14 protein-coding genes are annotated in these 16,324 nt (G+C 60.6%); all 14 read left to right on the top strand.

Translation table 11 applies throughout. The features are described from left to right. Positions 1–37 precede the first annotated feature (37 nt). The 14 genes from purB to nuoJ all read left to right on the top strand — a co-directional run bounded on the left by purB (position 38) and on the right by nuoJ (position 16,321). Positions 38–1,408 carry an adenylosuccinate lyase gene (purB, locus tag AAEZ10_RS00410; RefSeq protein WP_003223822.1) on the top strand — a complete coding sequence of 457 codons (1,371 nt, stop codon included), beginning with the start codon at positions 38–40 and terminating at the stop codon, positions 1,406–1,408. Positions 1,409–1,494: 86 nt separating this feature from the next. Then, positions 1,495–2,664 (top strand): ribosomal protein uL16 3-hydroxylase, encoded by a 1,170-nt coding sequence (locus tag AAEZ10_RS00405; RefSeq protein WP_016775274.1) that lies wholly within the window; start codon positions 1,495–1,497, stop codon positions 2,662–2,664. Beyond that, a complete protein-coding gene (locus tag AAEZ10_RS00400; RefSeq protein ID WP_016775275.1) occupies positions 2,657–3,082 on the top strand; it encodes a GNAT family N-acetyltransferase in 426 nt (141 codons plus the stop codon). Before AAEZ10_RS00405 ends, AAEZ10_RS00400 begins: the two co-directional genes overlap by 8 nt. A 300-nt stretch (positions 3,083–3,382) precedes the next feature. Further along, positions 3,383–4,144 (top strand): secretin N-terminal domain-containing protein, encoded by a 762-nt coding sequence (locus AAEZ10_RS00395; protein ID WP_071172902.1) that lies wholly within the window; start codon positions 3,383–3,385, stop codon positions 4,142–4,144. 475 nt (positions 4,145–4,619) lie between these two features. After that, entirely contained in the window at positions 4,620–5,945 is a 1,326-nt protein-coding gene (gene aceA / locus AAEZ10_RS00390) for an isocitrate lyase (RefSeq protein ID WP_016775277.1), read from the top strand. Between the two features lie 647 nt (positions 5,946–6,592). Next, positions 6,593–7,006 (top strand): NADH-quinone oxidoreductase subunit A, encoded by a 414-nt coding sequence (locus tag AAEZ10_RS00385; RefSeq protein ID WP_003223812.1) that lies wholly within the window; start codon positions 6,593–6,595, stop codon positions 7,004–7,006. A 10-nt stretch (positions 7,007–7,016) separates the two neighbouring features. After that, positions 7,017–7,691, top strand: a complete 675-nt coding sequence (locus AAEZ10_RS00380) for a NuoB/complex I 20 kDa subunit family protein (protein ID WP_016775278.1) — start codon at positions 7,017–7,019, stop codon at positions 7,689–7,691. A 68-nt stretch (positions 7,692–7,759) separates the two neighbouring features. Further along, positions 7,760–9,544, top strand: coding sequence for an NADH-quinone oxidoreductase subunit C/D (nuoC, locus tag AAEZ10_RS00375; protein ID WP_042609213.1), 1,785 nt, complete (start codon positions 7,760–7,762; stop codon positions 9,542–9,544). Between the two features lie 2 nt (positions 9,545–9,546). Beyond that, a complete protein-coding gene (gene nuoE / locus AAEZ10_RS00370) occupies positions 9,547–10,044 on the top strand; it encodes an NADH-quinone oxidoreductase subunit NuoE (RefSeq protein ID WP_003223804.1) in 498 nt (165 codons plus the stop codon). Then, entirely contained in the window at positions 10,041–11,396 is a 1,356-nt protein-coding gene (nuoF, locus tag AAEZ10_RS00365; protein WP_024013417.1) for an NADH-quinone oxidoreductase subunit NuoF, read from the top strand. The genes nuoE and nuoF overlap by 4 nt, the downstream gene beginning before the upstream one ends. Before the next feature lie 136 nt (positions 11,397–11,532). After that, positions 11,533–14,247 (top strand): NADH-quinone oxidoreductase subunit NuoG, encoded by a 2,715-nt coding sequence (gene nuoG, locus AAEZ10_RS00360; RefSeq protein WP_350566891.1) that lies wholly within the window; start codon positions 11,533–11,535, stop codon positions 14,245–14,247. Then, on the top strand, positions 14,244–15,251 hold the full coding sequence (nuoH, locus tag AAEZ10_RS00355) for an NADH-quinone oxidoreductase subunit NuoH (RefSeq protein ID WP_016775282.1): 1,008 nt from the start codon (positions 14,244–14,246) through the stop codon (positions 15,249–15,251). The genes nuoG and nuoH overlap by 4 nt, the downstream gene beginning before the upstream one ends. Positions 15,252–15,262: 11 nt before the next feature. After that, positions 15,263–15,811: an NADH-quinone oxidoreductase subunit NuoI gene (nuoI, locus tag AAEZ10_RS00350; protein WP_016775283.1), complete on the top strand. Its 549-nt coding sequence runs from the start codon at positions 15,263–15,265 to the stop codon at positions 15,809–15,811. 9 nt (positions 15,812–15,820) lie between these two features. Further along, entirely contained in the window at positions 15,821–16,321 is a 501-nt protein-coding gene (gene nuoJ / locus AAEZ10_RS00345; RefSeq protein ID WP_007951462.1) for an NADH-quinone oxidoreductase subunit J, read from the top strand. Positions 16,322–16,324: the final 3 nt, after the last annotated feature.

Here is a 16,324-nt window from a genome sequence, read left to right as displayed (position 1 = left end):
CGCCCCATTTCGTTGCCCGACTGTCCGAGAACACCCCATGCAGCTCTCTTCGCTCACTGCGGTTTCCCCTGTTGACGGCCGCTACGCCGGCAAAACCCAGGCCCTGCGCCCGATTTTCAGCGAGTACGGCCTGATCCGTGCCCGCGTTCTGGTTGAAGTGCGCTGGCTCCAGCGCCTGGCCGCCCACGCTGGCATCCCTGAAGTGCCAGCCTTCTCCGCCGAGGCCAACGCCGTTCTCAACGAACTGGCTGAAAACTTCTCGCTGGAGCACGCCGAGCGCGTCAAAGAGATCGAGCGCACCACCAACCACGACGTCAAAGCGATCGAATACCTGCTCAAAGAGCAGGCGGCCAAGCTGCCGGAGCTGGCCAAGGTCAGCGAATTCATCCACTTTGCCTGCACCAGCGAAGACATCAACAACCTGTCCCACGCCTTGATGCTGCGTGAAGGCCGTGACGACGTGATGCTGCCGCTGATGCGCCAGACTGCCAACGCCATCCGCGAACTGGCGATCCGTTTCGCCGACGTGCCGATGCTGTCGCGCACCCACGGCCAGCCGGCTTCGCCGACCACTCTGGGTAAAGAACTGGCGAACGTGGTTTACCGTCTCGAGCGTCAGATCGCTCAGGTCGCTGCCGTGCCGCTGTTGGGCAAGATCAACGGCGCCGTCGGCAACTACAACGCGCACCTGTCGGCCTACCCGCAGATCGACTGGGAAGCCAATGCCCGCGCCTTCATCGAAGACGAGCTGGGTCTGGGCTTCAACCCGTACACCACGCAGATCGAACCGCACGACTACATCGCCGAGCTGTTCGACGCCATTGCGCGCTTCAACACCATCCTGATCGACTTCGACCGCGATATCTGGGGCTACATTTCCCTGGGTTATTTCAAGCAGCGCACCATCGCTGGCGAAATCGGTTCCTCGACCATGCCGCACAAGGTCAACCCGATCGACTTCGAAAACTCCGAAGGCAACCTGGGTATCGCCAACGCACTGTTCCAGCACCTGGCGAGCAAGCTGCCGATTTCCCGCTGGCAGCGTGACCTGACCGACTCCACCGTCCTGCGCAACCTCGGTGTCGGCTTCGCCCACAGCGTGATCGCATACGAAGCCAGCCTCAAAGGCATCAGCAAACTGGAGCTCAACGAGCAGAAGATTGCCGCTGACCTCGACGCTTGCTGGGAAGTCCTGGCCGAGCCGATCCAGACCGTGATGCGTCGCTACAACATCGAAAACCCGTACGAAAAGCTGAAAGAACTGACCCGTGGCAAGGGTATCAGCCCTGAAGCGTTGCAGACTTTCATCGATGGCCTGGACATGCCAGCCGAAGCCAAAGCCGAGCTCAAGCAACTGACGCCGGCCAACTACATCGGCAACGCTGTGGCACAAGCCAAACGCATCTGATCGACCGTTTGCCCCGTTTGAGACGCCCGGCCGCGCCGGGCGTTTTTATTCCCGTCTGAAAAGTGCTTTTTTTCAATAGGTTACATATGAATTCCGATATTCCTCTTCAACTTCTGGGCGGCCTCACAGCACGCGAATTCCTGCGTGACTACTGGCAGAAAAAACCGCTGCTGATCCGTCAGGCGATTCCTGACTTCGAAAGCCCGATCGACGCCGACGAACTGGCCGGCCTGGCCCTGGAAGAAGAAGTCGAATCGCGCCTGGTGATCGAACATGGCGAGCGTCCATGGGAACTGCGTCGCGGCCCGTTCGCCGAAGACGAGTTCAGCAAATTGCCAGAAAAAGAGTGGACGCTGCTGGTGCAGGCGGTTGACCAGTTCGTGCCGGAAGTCAGCGAACTGCTGGAAAACTTCCGCTTCCTGCCGAGCTGGCGCGTCGACGACGTGATGATCAGCTTCGCCGCCCCGGGTGGCAGCGTCGGCCCGCATTTCGACAACTACGATGTGTTCCTGCTGCAGGGCCATGGCAAGCGCAACTGGAAAATCGGCCAGATGTGCGATTCCGAGAGCCCGCTGCTGCAACACGCCGACCTGCGCATCCTCGCTGAATTCCACGAGACCGAAGAATGGGTGCTGGAACCGGGCGACATGCTCTACCTGCCGCCGCGTCTGGCTCATTGCGGTGTCGCGGTCGACAACTGCATGACCTACTCGGTCGGCTTCCGCGCGCCAAGCGCCGCTGAAGTGCTGACCCACTTCACCGACTTCCTCAGCCAGTTCCTGACCGACGAAGAGCGCTACACCGATGCCGACGCCAAGCCGGCGGTCGATCCGCACCAGATTCAACACGATGCGCTGGATCGCCTGAAAAGCCTGCTCGCCGAGCACATGAGCGACGAGCGTCTGCTGCTGACCTGGTTCGGCCAGTACATGACCGAGCCGCGCTACCCGGAACTGGTGGTCGGCCCGGAAGACGTCGAAGAAGAAGACTTCCTCGCCGCCCTGCAGGACGGCGCCGTGCTGATCCGCAACCCGAGCGCGCGCCTGGCCTGGTCGGAAGTCGATGACGATCTGCTGCTGTTCGCCAGTGGCCAGAGCCGCTACCTGCCGGGCAAGCTGCGCGAACTGTTGAAGCTGATCTGCGCCGCTGACGCTCTGCACGCCGATAACCTCGGCGAGTGGCTGAGCGACGAAGACGGCCGCAGCCTGCTCTGCGAACTGGTCAAGCAAGGGAGCCTGGGGTTCGCCGATGAATAAAATTCGCGTTCGTGTCGCAGACTGGCAGAAGGATATCGCCGAGATCCGGCGCATTCGTGAAACGGTGTTCATCGCCGAACAATCGGTGCCACCCGAGCTTGAGTGGGACGCCGATGACGCGACCGCCGTGCATTTTCTGGCGTTCGAAGGCGACTTCCCGATCGGCACGGCGCGGCTGTTGCCCGATGGACATATCGGTCGGGTTTCGGTACTCAAAGACTGGCGCGGAATGAAGGTCGGTGACGCGCTGATGCAAGCGGTCATCGCCGAAGCCGAAGCACGCGGTTTGAAGCAACAGAAGCTCAGCGCTCAGGTGCAGGCCACGGCGTTCTATGAGCGCCTGGGTTTCAGCCTGGTCAGCGAGGAGTTTCTCGAGGCCGGGATTCCGCATGTCGATATGGTTCGGCATTCGGCCTGATTGACAGCGATTCCGAGACCTCTGTAGATCCCTGTGGCGAGGGGATAAATCCCCGCTGGGCTGCGAAGCAGCCCCAAATCCAGCAAACTCGGTGAGTCAGTTAAATCGAGCGCGCTGGGTCGGCGACTGCTGCGCAGCCGAGCGGGGATAAATCCCCTCACCACAAAAGGCCGCAAGAACACCACAAAACGCCCCGCCATTTTCAGATGCCGGGGCGTTTTGCTGTCTACGATTCAACTTGCCCCACCCCGGGCCGACAAACTGGCAATATCAAGCCTTTCGAACGCGGAGATAACGGACATGTCCCTACGCACCCTGCTCACCACCCTGCTGCTCGGCTGCAGTTTTTCGGTGCTGGCAGCCACAGAAATCGTCCCCCTCAAATACCACACCAGCGCTGACATGTTGCCAGTGGCGCAGGATTTCATCGGCCAGGACGGTCAGGTCAGCGCTTACGGCAATCAGCTGATCGTCAAAGCCGAGCCGGGCAAGATTCAGGAGTTGAAGGATCTGCTGGCGCAACTCGATACCGCGCCGAAGCGCTTGCTGATCACTGTCGACACCAACGAAAACAATGGCCGCGGCGACGAAGGCTATTCGGTCAACGGCGCGCAGCCGAACCAGACCCGGATCATCAGCCGCAGCACCACCAGCCGCAACGGCGGCGTTCAGCAAGTGCAGACCAGTGAAGGCACTCCGGCGCTGATTCAGGTTGGCCAAAGCGTGCCGATCACCAACACCCAGAGCGATTCCTACGGCGGTTACAGCAGCGAGACCCAATACCGCAACGTCACCCAGGGTTTCTACGTCACCGCCAGCGTCAGCGGCGAGACCGTTCATCTGGCGATCAGTACCAACCGTGACCGCATGAGCCAGGAACGTCCCGATGTAGTGAACGTGCAAAGCACCGACACAACCGTCACCGGACGCCTCGGTGAATGGATCACTCTGGCGGGCGTCAACAGCCAGACTCAGGCCGATAAACAGGGCCTGACCCGCAGCTACTCTACTCAAGGCCGGGATGACATGACCTTGCGGGTGAAAGTCGACACGCTGGACTAAAGCACCGAAAACTGACTGATTAGTCGTATTAGACGAAAGATGTAGTGCTTGAAAAAAAGCACTACAAAACGTTTGACGCGAAAAAAAAGCGAAGGCATGATGGCCTCGCTCCCGCTAATCAGAGGCCCTGGCAAGGGCCTTCGAAGCGCCGCTCGCACCTACCCCGCGAGCCGTTTCGTGTCTGTACCGCCCACAAGGTGTGTTTGACGAGGTTGCCGACTGGAACGAAGTTGTCCCGAGGGACGGAAGCGTATTTAGGTAACCCGGCTTCACGCTGCAGACCGTATAAAGGCCCACGACGCCCGCATGCGCCCCGCAGTCCGCCACTACCTGCTCACTTCCCCTCGAGCCCATCGTTCATCCCGTCGCCTACCCCGCCGAATCCGACTTGACCACCTAAGCTTCTGGTCAGCGAGCGCAGGAATTTTCCACCGCAGAACAACTTTTCATAAAAGACGCGACGAGGTTTATCTCCATGGCACTGACACGCGAACAGCAAATTGCAGCCCTCGAAAAAGACTGGGCCGAGAACCCGCGCTGGAAAGGCGTGACTCGCACTTACTCCGCTGCCGACGTGGTCCGCCTGCGTGGCTCGGTTCAGCCTGAGCACACCTTCGCGAAGATGGGCGCCGAGAAGCTGTGGAACCTGGTCACCCAGGGTGCCAAGCCGTCCTTCCGTCCAGAGAAAGATTTCGTCAACTGCATGGGCGCCCTGACCGGCGGCCAGGCTGTTCAGCAGGTCAAGGCCGGTATCCAGGCGATCTACCTGTCCGGCTGGCAGGTGGCTGCGGACAACAACTCCGCAGAATCGATGTACCCGGATCAGTCGCTGTACCCGGTGGACTCGGTGCCAACCGTGGTCAAGCGCATCAACAACTCGTTCCGTCGTGCTGACCAGATCCAGTGGAAAGCCGGCAAGAACCCGGGCGATGACGGCTACATCGACTACTTCGCACCAATCGTGGCCGACGCTGAAGCCGGTTTCGGCGGTGTACTCAACGCCTACGAGCTGATGAAAAGCATGATCGAAGCAGGCGCCGCTGGCGTTCACTTCGAAGACCAACTGGCTTCGGTGAAGAAGTGCGGCCACATGGGCGGCAAGGTTCTGGTGCCAACCCAGGAAGCCGTACAGAAGCTGACCGCTGCCCGTCTGGCCGCTGACGTTGCCGGCACGCCGACCATCATTCTGGCCCGCACCGACGCCAACGCGGCCGACCTGCTGACTTCCGACTGCGACCCGTACGATCAGCCATTCGTGACCGGCGAGCGCACTCAGGAAGGTTTCTACAAGGTACGTGCCGGCCTGGATCAAGCGATCGCCCGTGGCCTGGCTTACGCTCCGTACGCCGACCTGATCTGGTGCGAAACCGCCAAGCCGGATCTGGAAGAAGCCCGTCGCTTCGCTGAAGCGATCAAGAAGGAATACCCGGACCAGCTGCTGTCGTACAACTGCTCGCCTTCCTTCAACTGGAAGAAGAACCTGGACGACGCGACCATCGCCAAGTTCCAGCGCGAACTGTCTGCCATGGGTTACAAGCACCAGTTCATCACCCTGGCCGGCATTCACAACATGTGGCACAGCATGTTCAACCTGGCGCACGACTACGCCCGCAACGACATGACTGCCTACGTGAAACTGCAAGAGCAGGAGTTCGCTGACGCCGCCAAGGGTTACACCTTCGTGGCTCACCAGCAGGAAGTGGGCACCGGCTACTTCGACGACATGACCACCGTGATCCAGGGTGGCTCGTCGTCGGTGACCGCGCTGACCGGTTCGACCGAAGAAGAACAGTTCCACTGATTCGGCTACACATGAGCAAACGGCCTTTGCGGGTCGGATAAAAAGCTAACCGCAGAGCCGCAAAACTGACGCCCCGACTGGATCGGGGCGTTTTTTTTGCCTGCTGGAATCTCAAAGCCCCCATAAATCCCCGGTGGGAGCGAGCCTGCTCGCGAAGGCGATAAGTCAGCTTGCACATCTGGAGGCTGATCCACCGCTTTCGCGAGCAGGCTCGCTCCCACAGGGCTACCGTCAGCCGCGAGACGAAACATTGATCTGAAGCGCTACAAGCGTCAGAAATTTCCGCTAAAACGGTAGGCTTCGCTACTTGCAGTAACGCGCAAGTAAGACAACTTCCCAGCCACTCACTCGTTAAACAGTTACAAAACCACGCCAAACGATATCAATTATCATTTAGCAGCAACTATGTTCGTTACAAACTCTACAAAACATAATTGATGGAAACCCGGCTAATGCCCGCAACGCATGGGCCGCAGCGCCTTCAGGAGGCGCTATGTCCTTAATCCGGTAAATAATTTCGCCTTTGGAATTTTACTTGCCGGGTGTTTAGCCATAAAATCAGCCCGATTGATTGCTGCGACATATCGTCACTGCCTTATTTCTTTATCAAGCTCAGAGACCTTTGCTCTCTGTTAAGGATTACCAGCATGCCCGAAGCGACAGGACTCATGGCCCACAACTGGGGCTTTGCCATTTTCCTTCTGGGTGTCGTCGGCCTGTGTGCCTTCATGCTTGGCGTCTCCAGCCTCCTCGGGTCAAAAGCCTGGGGTCGCAGCAAAAACGAACCGTTCGAGTCGGGCATGCTACCTACCGGTGGCGCCCGCTTGCGGCTCTCAGCCAAATTCTATCTGGTCGCGATGCTCTTCGTGATCTTCGATATCGAAGCCCTCTTTCTCTTTGCATGGTCTGTGTCCGTCCGCGAAAGCGGCTGGACCGGATTCGTCGAAGCTCTCGTTTTCATAGCAATTCTGTTGGCAGGTCTTGTCTACCTGTTCCGAGTGGGCGCCCTTGACTGGGCTCCGGAAGCTCGTCGCAAGCGGCAGGCGAAGCTGAAACAATGAGGCTTTGGCAATGCAATACAATCTCACCAGGATCGACCCCGATGCTCCTAACGAGCAGTATCCGATTGGCCAGCGGGAAACCGTTGCCGATCCGTTAGAAGATCAAGTCCACAAAAACATTTTCATGGGCAAGCTGGAAGACGTGCTGAGTGGCGCGGTCAACTGGGGACGTAAGAACTCCCTGTGGCCGTACAACTTCGGCCTGTCATGCTGCTACGTGGAAATGACCACCGCCTTCACGGCGCCCCACGACATCGCGCGCTTTGGCGCCGAAGTGATCCGGGCCTCGCCGCGTCAGGCCGACTTCATGGTTATCGCCGGTACCTGCTTCATCAAGATGGCGCCGATCATTCAGCGTCTCTACGAGCAAATGCTCGAGCCTAAATGGGTTATCTCCATGGGTTCGTGCGCCAACTCCGGCGGCATGTACGACATCTACTCCGTGGTTCAAGGGGTGGACAAGTTCCTGCCCGTGGACGTCTACGTACCTGGCTGCCCGCCCCGTCCGGAAGCATTTCTGCAAGGCTTGATGCTGTTGCAGGAATCGATTGGACAGGAGCGTCGTCCGCTTTCCTGGGTCGTTGGTGATCAAGGCGTGTATCGCGCCGACATGCCATCGCAGAAGGAACAGCGCCGCGAACAGCGAATCGCAGTCACCAATCTGCGCAGCCCTGACGAAGTCTGATCCAGTTCTGTTCCAAGTAACGAGAAGCTGGCTTCATTCTTTACGTTGACCGAAAGCGAAAAATAACCATGACTACAGGCAGTGCTCTGTACATCCCGCCTTACAAGGCAGACGACCAGGATGTGGTCGTCGAACTGAACAACCGTTTTGGCGCCGAAGCGTTCACCGCGCAGGCAACCCGCACCGGCATGCCGGTGCTGTGGGTGGCCCGTGCCAGACTGGTTGAAGTCCTGACTTTCCTGCGCAACCTGCCCAAGCCGTACGTCATGCTCTATGACCTGCACGGCGTGGACGAGCGTCTGCGCACCAAGCGTCAAGGGCTGCCGACCGGCGCCGATTTCACCGTGTTCTATCACCTCATGTCGCTGGAGCGTAATAGTGACGTGATGATCAAGGTGGCCTTGTCCGAAGGCGACCTCAGCATGCCTTCCGTCACCAGCATATGGCCCAACGCCAACTGGTACGAGCGCGAAGTCTGGGACATGTTCGGCATCGACTTCAAAGGCCACCCGCACCTGTCGCGCATCATGATGCCGCCGACCTGGGAAGGTCACCCGCTGCGCAAGGACTTCCCGGCGCGCGCCACCGAATTCGATCCGTACAGCCTCAACCTCGCCAAGCAGCAACTGGAAGAGGAAGCCGCGCGCTTCCGTCCGGAAGACTGGGGCATGAAGCGTTCCGGTGCCAACGAGGACTACATGTTCCTCAACCTCGGCCCGAACCACCCTTCGGCGCACGGTGCGTTCCGCATCATCCTGCAGCTGGACGGCGAAGAGATCGTCGATTGCGTCCCGGACATCGGTTACCACCACCGTGGCGCCGAGAAGATGGGCGAGCGCCAGTCCTGGCACAGCTACATTCCGTACACCGACCGTATCGACTACCTCGGCGGCGTGATGAACAACCTGCCGTACGTGCTCTCGGTCGAGAAGCTCGCCGGCATCAAGGTGCCGCAGAAGGTCGATGTCATCCGCATCATGATGGCCGAGTTCTTCCGGATCACCAGCCACCTGCTGTTCCTCGGTACCTACATCCAGGACGTCGGCGCCATGACCCCGGTGTTCTTCACCTTCACCGACCGCCAGAAGGCGTACACGGTGATCGAAGCCATCACCGGTTTCCGTCTGCACCCGGCCTGGTACCGCATCGGCGGCGTTGCCCACGACCTGCCGCGCGGCTGGGAAAAACTGGTCAAGGATTTCGTCGAGTGGATGCCCAAGCGTCTGGACGAATACACCAAGGCCGCCCTGCAGAACAGCATCCTCAAGGGTCGTACCGTCGGCGTCGCTGCCTACAACACCAAAGAGGCCCTGGAATGGGGCGTCACCGGTGCCGGCCTGCGTTCGACCGGTTGCGATTTCGACCTGCGTAAAGCGCGTCCGTACTCGGGCTACGAGAACTTCGAATTCGAAGTACCGCTGGCCGTCAACGGCGATGCCTATGACCGCTGCATGGTCCGCGTCGAAGAGATGCGCCAGAGCATCAAGATCATCGATCAATGCATGCGCAACATGCCGGAAGGCCCGTACAAGGCGGATCACCCGCTGACCACGCCGCCGCCGAAAGAGCGCACGCTGCAGCACATCGAAACCCTGATCACGCACTTCCTGCAGGTTTCGTGGGGCCCGGTCATGCCGGCCAACGAATCCTTCCAGATGATCGAAGCGACCAAGGGCATCAACAGTTATTACCTGACGAGCGACGGCGGCACCATGAGCTACCGTACCCGGATCCGTACTCCGAGCTTCCCGCATCTGCAACAGATCCCTTCGGTGATCAAAGGCAGCATGGTCGCGGACTTGATTGCGTACCTGGGTAGTATCGACTTCGTTATGGCCGACGTGGACCGCTAAGCATGAACAGCACGCTTATCCAGACAGACCGTTTCACCTTGAGTGAAACCGAGCGCTCGGCCATCGAGCACGAGCTGCATCACTACGAAGACCCGCGCGCGGCGTCGATCGAAGCCCTGAAGATCGTTCAGAAGGAACGCGGTTGGGTGCCGGATGGCGCCCTCTACGCGATCGGCGAGATCCTCGGCATCCCGGCCAGCGACGTTGAAGGCGTGGCGACGTTCTACAGCCAGATCTTCCGTCAGCCGGTCGGCCGCCACATCATTCGCGTCTGCGACAGCATGGTCTGCTACATCGGCGGCCACGAGTCGGTGGTCAGCGAAATCCAGAACAATCTGGGCATCGGCCTGGGTCAGACCACCGCCGACGGTCGTTTCACCCTGCTGCCTGTCTGCTGCCTCGGCAACTGCGACAAGGCACCGGCGCTGATGATCGACGACGACACCTTTGGCGACGTGCAGCCTGCTGGCGTGGCCAAACTGCTCGAGGGCTACGTATGACCCTGACATCTTTTGGTCCAGCCAACCGCATCCAGCGCTCAGCCGAGACGCACCCGCTGACCTGGCGTCTGCGCGATGACGGCGAAGCCGTGTGGCTCGACGAGTACCAGGCCAAGAACGGTTACGCCGCTGCGCGCAAAGCCTTCGCCGAGATGGATCAGGACGCCATCGTCCAGACCGTCAAAGACGCTGGCCTCAAAGGTCGCGGCGGTGCCGGCTTCCCCACTGGCGTGAAGTGGGGCCTGATGCCCAAGGACGAATCCATCAACATCCGCTACCTGCTGTGCAACGCGGATGAAATGGAGCCGAACACCTGGAAAGACCGCATGCTGATGGAGCAACTGCCCCATCTGCTGATCGAAGGCATGCTGATCAGTGCCCGCGCGCTGAAAACCTACCGTGGCTACATCTTCCTGCGCGGCGAATACACCACCGCCGCCAAGCACCTCAACCGTGCCGTGGAAGAAGCCAAGGCGGCCGGCCTGCTGGGCAAGAACATTCTCGGTTCGGGTTTCGATTTCGAGCTGTTCGTCCATACCGGCGCCGGGCGTTACATCTGCGGTGAAGAAACCGCACTGATCAACTCCCTCGAAGGCCGCCGCGCCAACCCGCGCTCCAAGCCGCCCTTCCCTGCCGCCGTCGGCGTGTGGGGCAAGCCGACCTGCGTGAACAACGTCGAAACCCTGTGCAACGTGCCGGCGATCATTGCCGACGGCGTCGACTGGTACAAATCGTTGGCCCGCGAAGGCTCCGAAGACATGGGCACCAAGCTCATGGGCTTCTCCGGCAAGGTCAAGAACCCGGGCCTGTGGGAACTGCCATTCGGCGTCACCGGTCGTGAACTGTTCGAAGATTACGCCGGCGGCATGCGCGACGGCTTCAAGCTCAAAGCCTGGCAACCAGGGGGTGCCGGTACCGGTTTCCTTCTGCCTGAGCACCTCGACGCACAAATGTATGCCGGCGGTATCGCCAAGGTCGGGACCCGGATGGGTACCGGTCTGGCGATGGCGGTGGACGACAGCGTCAACATGGTCTCGCTGCTGCGCAACATGGAGCAGTTCTTCGCTCGCGAATCCTGCGGTTTCTGCACCCCGTGCCGCGATGGTTTGCCGTGGAGCGTCAAGCTCCTGATGGCCATCGAACAGGGCAAGGGCCAGCCAGGCGACATCGAGACCCTGCTGGGTCTGGTCGGTTTCCTCGGCCCGGGCAAGACCTTCTGTGCTCATGCACCGGGTGCCGTGGAGCCGCTGGGCAGCGCCATCAAATACTTCCGTCCAGAGTTCGAAGCCGGTATTGCGCCTGTCAGCGCCGCCGTCCCGCCTCTGGCAAGGCCGATCGTAGTCGGCGCGTAAACGCTTAAAAAGGCGAAGGGTCCGTGCCCTTCGCCTTTCGTCCGATGACGCCCTTCGGGGCTGTTTGGATTCGGACGCATAACAAGATTCCATTAGCCACGCCCGCTGACACCGGGCCAACGAAGACCTTTGAACCATGGCCACTATCCACGTAGACGGCAAAGCGCTCGAAGTCGACGGGGCAGACAACCTGTTACAGGCATGTCTGTCGCTGGGCCTCGACATTCCATATTTCTGCTGGCACCCCGCGCTTGGTAGCGTCGGGGCCTGCCGCCAGTGCGCGGTCAAACAGTACACCGACGAGAACGACACCCGTGGTCGCATCGTCATGTCCTGCATGACCCCGGCCACCGACAACACCTGGATCTCCATCGACGATGAAGAATCCAAGGCGTTCCGCGCCAGTGTTGTCGAATGGCTGATGACCAACCACCCGCACGACTGCCCGGTGTGCGAGGAAGGCGGTCACTGCCACCTGCAAGACATGACAGTGATGACCGGCCACAACGAGCGCCGCTATCGCTTCAGCAAACGCACCCACCAGAACCAGCAACTCGGCCCGTTCATTTCCCACGAAATGAACCGCTGCATCGCTTGCTACCGCTGCGTGCGTTTCTACAAGGACTACGCCGGCGGCACCGACCTCGGTGTGTTTGGCGCCCACGACAACGTGTACTTCGGTCGCGTTGAAGACGGCACCCTCGAAAGCGAGTTTTCCGGCAACCTCACCGAGGTCTGCCCGACCGGTGTGTTCACCGACAAGACTCACTCCGAGCGCTACAACCGCAAGTGGGACATGCAGTTCGCCCCGAGCATCTGCCATGGCTGCTCGAGCGGTTGCAACATTTCTCCGGGCGAGCGTTACGGTGAGCTGCGTCGCATCGAAAACCGTTTCAACGGTTCGGTGAACCAGTATTTCCTCTGCGACCGTGGCCGTTTCGGTTATGGCTACGTCAACCGCACCGACCGCCCACGTCAGCCGCTGCTGGCCGATGGCACCAAGCTCAGCCTCGACGCTGCGCTGGACAAAGCCGCCGACCTGCTGCGCGGACGCAACATCGTCGGCATCGGTTCGCCGCGCGCCAGTCTTGAAAGCAACTACGCGTTGCGCGAACTGGTCGGTGCCGAGCACTTCTATTCGGGTATCGAAGCCTCCGAACTGGAGCGCATTCGTCTGGTCCTGCAGGTGCTGAACGACAGCCCGCTGCCAGTGCCGAACATGCGCGACATCGAAGATCACGATGCGATCTTCGTCCTCGGCGAAGACCTGACCCAGACCGCCGCGCGCATGGCGCTGGCTCTGCGTCAGTCGGTCAAGGGCAAGGCTGAAGACATGGCCGAAGCCATGCGCGTACAGCCGTGGCTCGACGCGGCGGTGAAGAACATCGGTCAGCACGCGCTGAACCCGCTGTTCATCGCCAGCCTCGCCGAAACCAAGCTCGACGACGTCGCTGAAGAATGCGTACACGCAGCTCCCGACGATCTGGCGCGCATCGGTTTCGCCGTGGCTCACGCGCTGGACGCCAGTGCCCCGGCCGTTGAAGGTCTGGACACCGAAGCCCTGGAACTGGCGCAGCGCATCGCCGATGCCCTGCTCGCCGCCAAGCGCCCGCTGATCATCGCCGGTACTTCGCTGGGCTCCAAAGCCCTGATCGAAGCTGCCGCGAACATCGCCAAAGCCCTGAAGCTGCGCGAGAAGAACGGTTCGATCAGCCTGATCGTGCCGGAAGCCAACAGCCTCGGTCTGGCCATGCTCGGTGGCGAATCGGTCGACGCCGCGCTGCAAGCGGTCATCGATGGCAAGGCCGACGCTATCGTCGTGCTGGAAAACGATCTGTACACCCGCACCGCCAAAACCAAGGTCGATGCCGCACTGAACGCCGCGAAAGTGGTGATCGTCGCTGACCATCAGAAAACCGCCACCACTGATCGCGCGCACCTGGTTCTGCCAGCGGCGAGCTTCGCCGAGGGCGACGGTACGCTGGTCAGCCAGGAAGGCCGCGCTCAGCGCTTCTTCCAGGTTTTCGATCCGCAATACCTGGACGCGAGCATTCTGGTGCACGAAGGCTGGCGCTGGCTGCACGCCCTGCGCGCGACCCTGCTGAACCAGCCGATCGACTGGACGCAACTCGACCACGTCACCGCTGCCGTTGCCTCGAGCACCGCGCAACTGGCACGTATCGTCGATGCTGCACCGTCGGCTGCTTTCCGCATCAAGGGTCTGAAACTGGCCCGTGAGCCGCTGCGTTATTCCGGCCGCACCGCCATGCGCGCCGACATCAGCGTTCACGAACCACGCACCCCGCAAGACCAGGACACCGCGTTCGCCTTCTCCATGGAAGGTTACTCGGGCTCCGCCGAACCGCGTCAGCAGGTGCCATTCGCATGGTCGCCGGGCTGGAACTCGCCACAAGCGTGGAACAAGTTCCAGGACGAAGTCGGTGGTCATCTGCGTGCTGGCGACCCGGGCACACGCCTGATCGAAAGCACCGGTGATTCGCTGAACTGGTTCGCCGCTGCGCCGCGTGCGTTCAACCCGGCGCCGGGTACCTGGCAAGCCGTGCCGTTCTTCCACCTGTTCGGCAGCGAAGAAAACTCTTCGAAAGCCGCCCCGGTACAGGAACGCATCCCGGCACCTTACGTCGCGCTGGCGAAATCCGAAGCGGATCGCCTCGGCGTCAACGACGGTGCCCTGCTGAGCCTGAACGTGGCCGGTCAGACATTGCGTCTGCCGCTGCGCATCAATGAAGAACTGGGCGCCGGTCTGGTGGCATTGCCTGCGGGCATCGCCGGCATTCCACCGGCATTCGCCGGCGTGTCCGTCGACGGTCTGCAGGAGGCAGCGCAATGACCTGGTTCACCCCTGAAGTGATCGATGTGATCCTGACGGTCATCAAAGCCATCGTGATCCTGCTGGCCGTGGTGGTCGCAGGCGCCTTGCTCAGCTTTGTCGAACGTCGCCTGCTGGGCTGGTGGCAGGACCGTTACGGTCCGAACCGCGTTGGCCCGTTCGGCATGTTCCAGATCGCCGCCGACATGCTGAAGATGTTCTTCAAGGAAGACTGGACCCCGCCGTTTGCCGACAAGGTGATCTTCACCCTGGCGCCGGTGGTGGCCATGTCCGCCCTGCTGATCGCCTTCGCGATCATCCCGATCACCCCGACCTGGGGCGTGGCGGATCTGAACATCGGCCTGCTGTTCTTCTTCGCCATGGCCGGTCTGTCGGTCTACGCGGTGCTGTTCGCCGGCTGGTCGAGCAACAACAAGTTCGCCCTGCTCGGCAGCTTGCGTGCCTCGGCGCAGACCGTGTCCTACGAAGTGTTCATGGGCCTGGCCCTGATGGGCATCGTGGTCCAGGTCGGCTCGTTCAACATGCGCGACATCGTCGAGTACCAGGCTCAGAACCTGTGGTTCATCATTCCGCAGTTCTTCGGTTTCTGTACCTTCTTCATCGCTGGCGTCGCCGTGACTCACCGTCACCCGTTCGACCAGCCGGAAGCGGAACAGGAACTGGCCGACGGTTACCACATTGAATACGCCGGTATGAAATGGGGCATGTTCTTCGTCGGTGAATACATCGGCATCATCCTGATCTCGGCGCTGCTGGTCACCCTGTTCTTCGGTGGCTGGCATGGTCCGTTCGGCATCCTGCCGCAACTGTCCTTCGTCTGGTTCGCACTGAAGACCGCGTTCTTCATCATGCTGTTCATCCTGCTGCGCGCTTCCATCCCGCGTCCGCGTTATGACCAGGTGATGGATTTCAGCTGGAAATTCTGCCTGCCACTGACCCTGATCAATTTGCTGGTGACCGCTGCGGTTGTGTTGATGAACACGCCTGCGGTTGCGGTTCAGTGAGGATTTGACCCATGTTCAAATATATTGGCGACATCGTTAAGGGTACCGGTACCCAGTTGCGCAGCCTGGTCATGGTCTTCGGCCATGGCTTTCGCAAGCGCGACACCCTGCAATACCCCGAGGAGCAGGTCTACCTGCCGCCGCGTTACCGTGGCCGCATCGTCCTGACCCGCGACCCCGATGGCGAAGAACGCTGCGTAGCCTGCAACCTGTGCGCCGTGGCCTGCCCGGTGGGTTGCATCTCGCTGCAGAAAGCTGAAACCGAAGACGGTCGCTGGTACCCGGACTTCTTCCGGATCAACTTCTCGCGCTGCATTTTCTGCGGTCTCTGCGAGGAAGCCTGCCCGACCACCGCGATCCAGCTGACCCCGGATTTCGAGATGGCCGAGTTCAAACGTCAGGACCTGGTGTACGAGAAAGAAGATCTTTTGATCTCCGGCCCCGGCAAAAACCCTGATTACAACTTCTATCGTGTTGCAGGTATGGCAATCGCTGGCAAGCCGAAAGGCGCTGCGCAGAACGAAGCCGAACCGATCAACGTGAAGAGCTTGCTGCCTTAAGGAAGAACGATGGAATTCGCTTTCTATTTCGCATCGGGTATTGCTGTGGTGTCCACGCTGCGTGTGGTCACCAACACCAACCCTGTGCACGCCCTGCTCTACCTGATCATCTCGTTGATCGCCGTGGCCATGACCTTCTTCGCCCTCGGCGCGCCGTTTGCCGGTGTGCTGGAAGTGATCGCCTACGCCGGCGCCATCATGGTGCTGTTCGTGTTCGTGGTGATGATGCTCAACCTGGGTCCCGCCTCAGTGCAGCAGGAACGCACCTGGCTCAAGCCCGGCATCTGGGCAGGACCGGTGATTCTTGCCGCGCTGCTGCTGGCCGAACTGCTGTATGTGCTGTTCGCTCACCAGAGCGGCCAGGCCATCGGCCACACCACCGTAGACGCGAAAGCCGTGGGCATCAGCCTGTTCGGCCCGTACCTGCTGGTGGTCGAACTCGCCTCGATGCTGCTGCTCGCCGCAGCCGTCACGGCGTTCCATTTGGGCCGTAACGAGGCGAAGGAGTAAGAC

The organism is Pseudomonas sp. H26/SER47-MNA-CIBAN-0231 (assembly GCF_040310465.1).
GTDB lineage: Bacteria > Pseudomonadota > Gammaproteobacteria > Pseudomonadales > Pseudomonadaceae > Aquipseudomonas > Aquipseudomonas atacamensis.
Note: the sequence above shows the minus strand (reverse complement) of the source record. Positions and strands in the feature narration are given on the sequence as shown.

Coding starts and splice junctions, on each gene's coding strand:
- purB (WP_003223822.1), top strand. CDS start 38: ATGCAGCTCTCTTCGCTCACTGCGGTTTCCCCTGTTGACGGCCGCTAC.
- AAEZ10_RS00405 (WP_016775274.1), top strand. CDS start 1,495: ATGAATTCCGATATTCCTCTTCAACTTCTGGGCGGCCTCACAGCACGC.
- AAEZ10_RS00400 (WP_016775275.1), top strand. CDS start 2,657: ATGAATAAAATTCGCGTTCGTGTCGCAGACTGGCAGAAGGATATCGCC.
- AAEZ10_RS00395 (WP_071172902.1), top strand. CDS start 3,383: ATGTCCCTACGCACCCTGCTCACCACCCTGCTGCTCGGCTGCAGTTTT.
- aceA (WP_016775277.1), top strand. CDS start 4,620: ATGGCACTGACACGCGAACAGCAAATTGCAGCCCTCGAAAAAGACTGG.
- AAEZ10_RS00385 (WP_003223812.1), top strand. CDS start 6,593: ATGCCCGAAGCGACAGGACTCATGGCCCACAACTGGGGCTTTGCCATT.
- AAEZ10_RS00380 (WP_016775278.1), top strand. CDS start 7,017: ATGCAATACAATCTCACCAGGATCGACCCCGATGCTCCTAACGAGCAG.
- nuoC (WP_042609213.1), top strand. CDS start 7,760: ATGACTACAGGCAGTGCTCTGTACATCCCGCCTTACAAGGCAGACGAC.
- nuoE (WP_003223804.1), top strand. CDS start 9,547: ATGAACAGCACGCTTATCCAGACAGACCGTTTCACCTTGAGTGAAACC.
- nuoF (WP_024013417.1), top strand. CDS start 10,041: ATGACCCTGACATCTTTTGGTCCAGCCAACCGCATCCAGCGCTCAGCC.
- nuoG (WP_350566891.1), top strand. CDS start 11,533: ATGGCCACTATCCACGTAGACGGCAAAGCGCTCGAAGTCGACGGGGCA.
- nuoH (WP_016775282.1), top strand. CDS start 14,244: ATGACCTGGTTCACCCCTGAAGTGATCGATGTGATCCTGACGGTCATC.
- nuoI (WP_016775283.1), top strand. CDS start 15,263: ATGTTCAAATATATTGGCGACATCGTTAAGGGTACCGGTACCCAGTTG.
- nuoJ (WP_007951462.1), top strand. CDS start 15,821: ATGGAATTCGCTTTCTATTTCGCATCGGGTATTGCTGTGGTGTCCACG.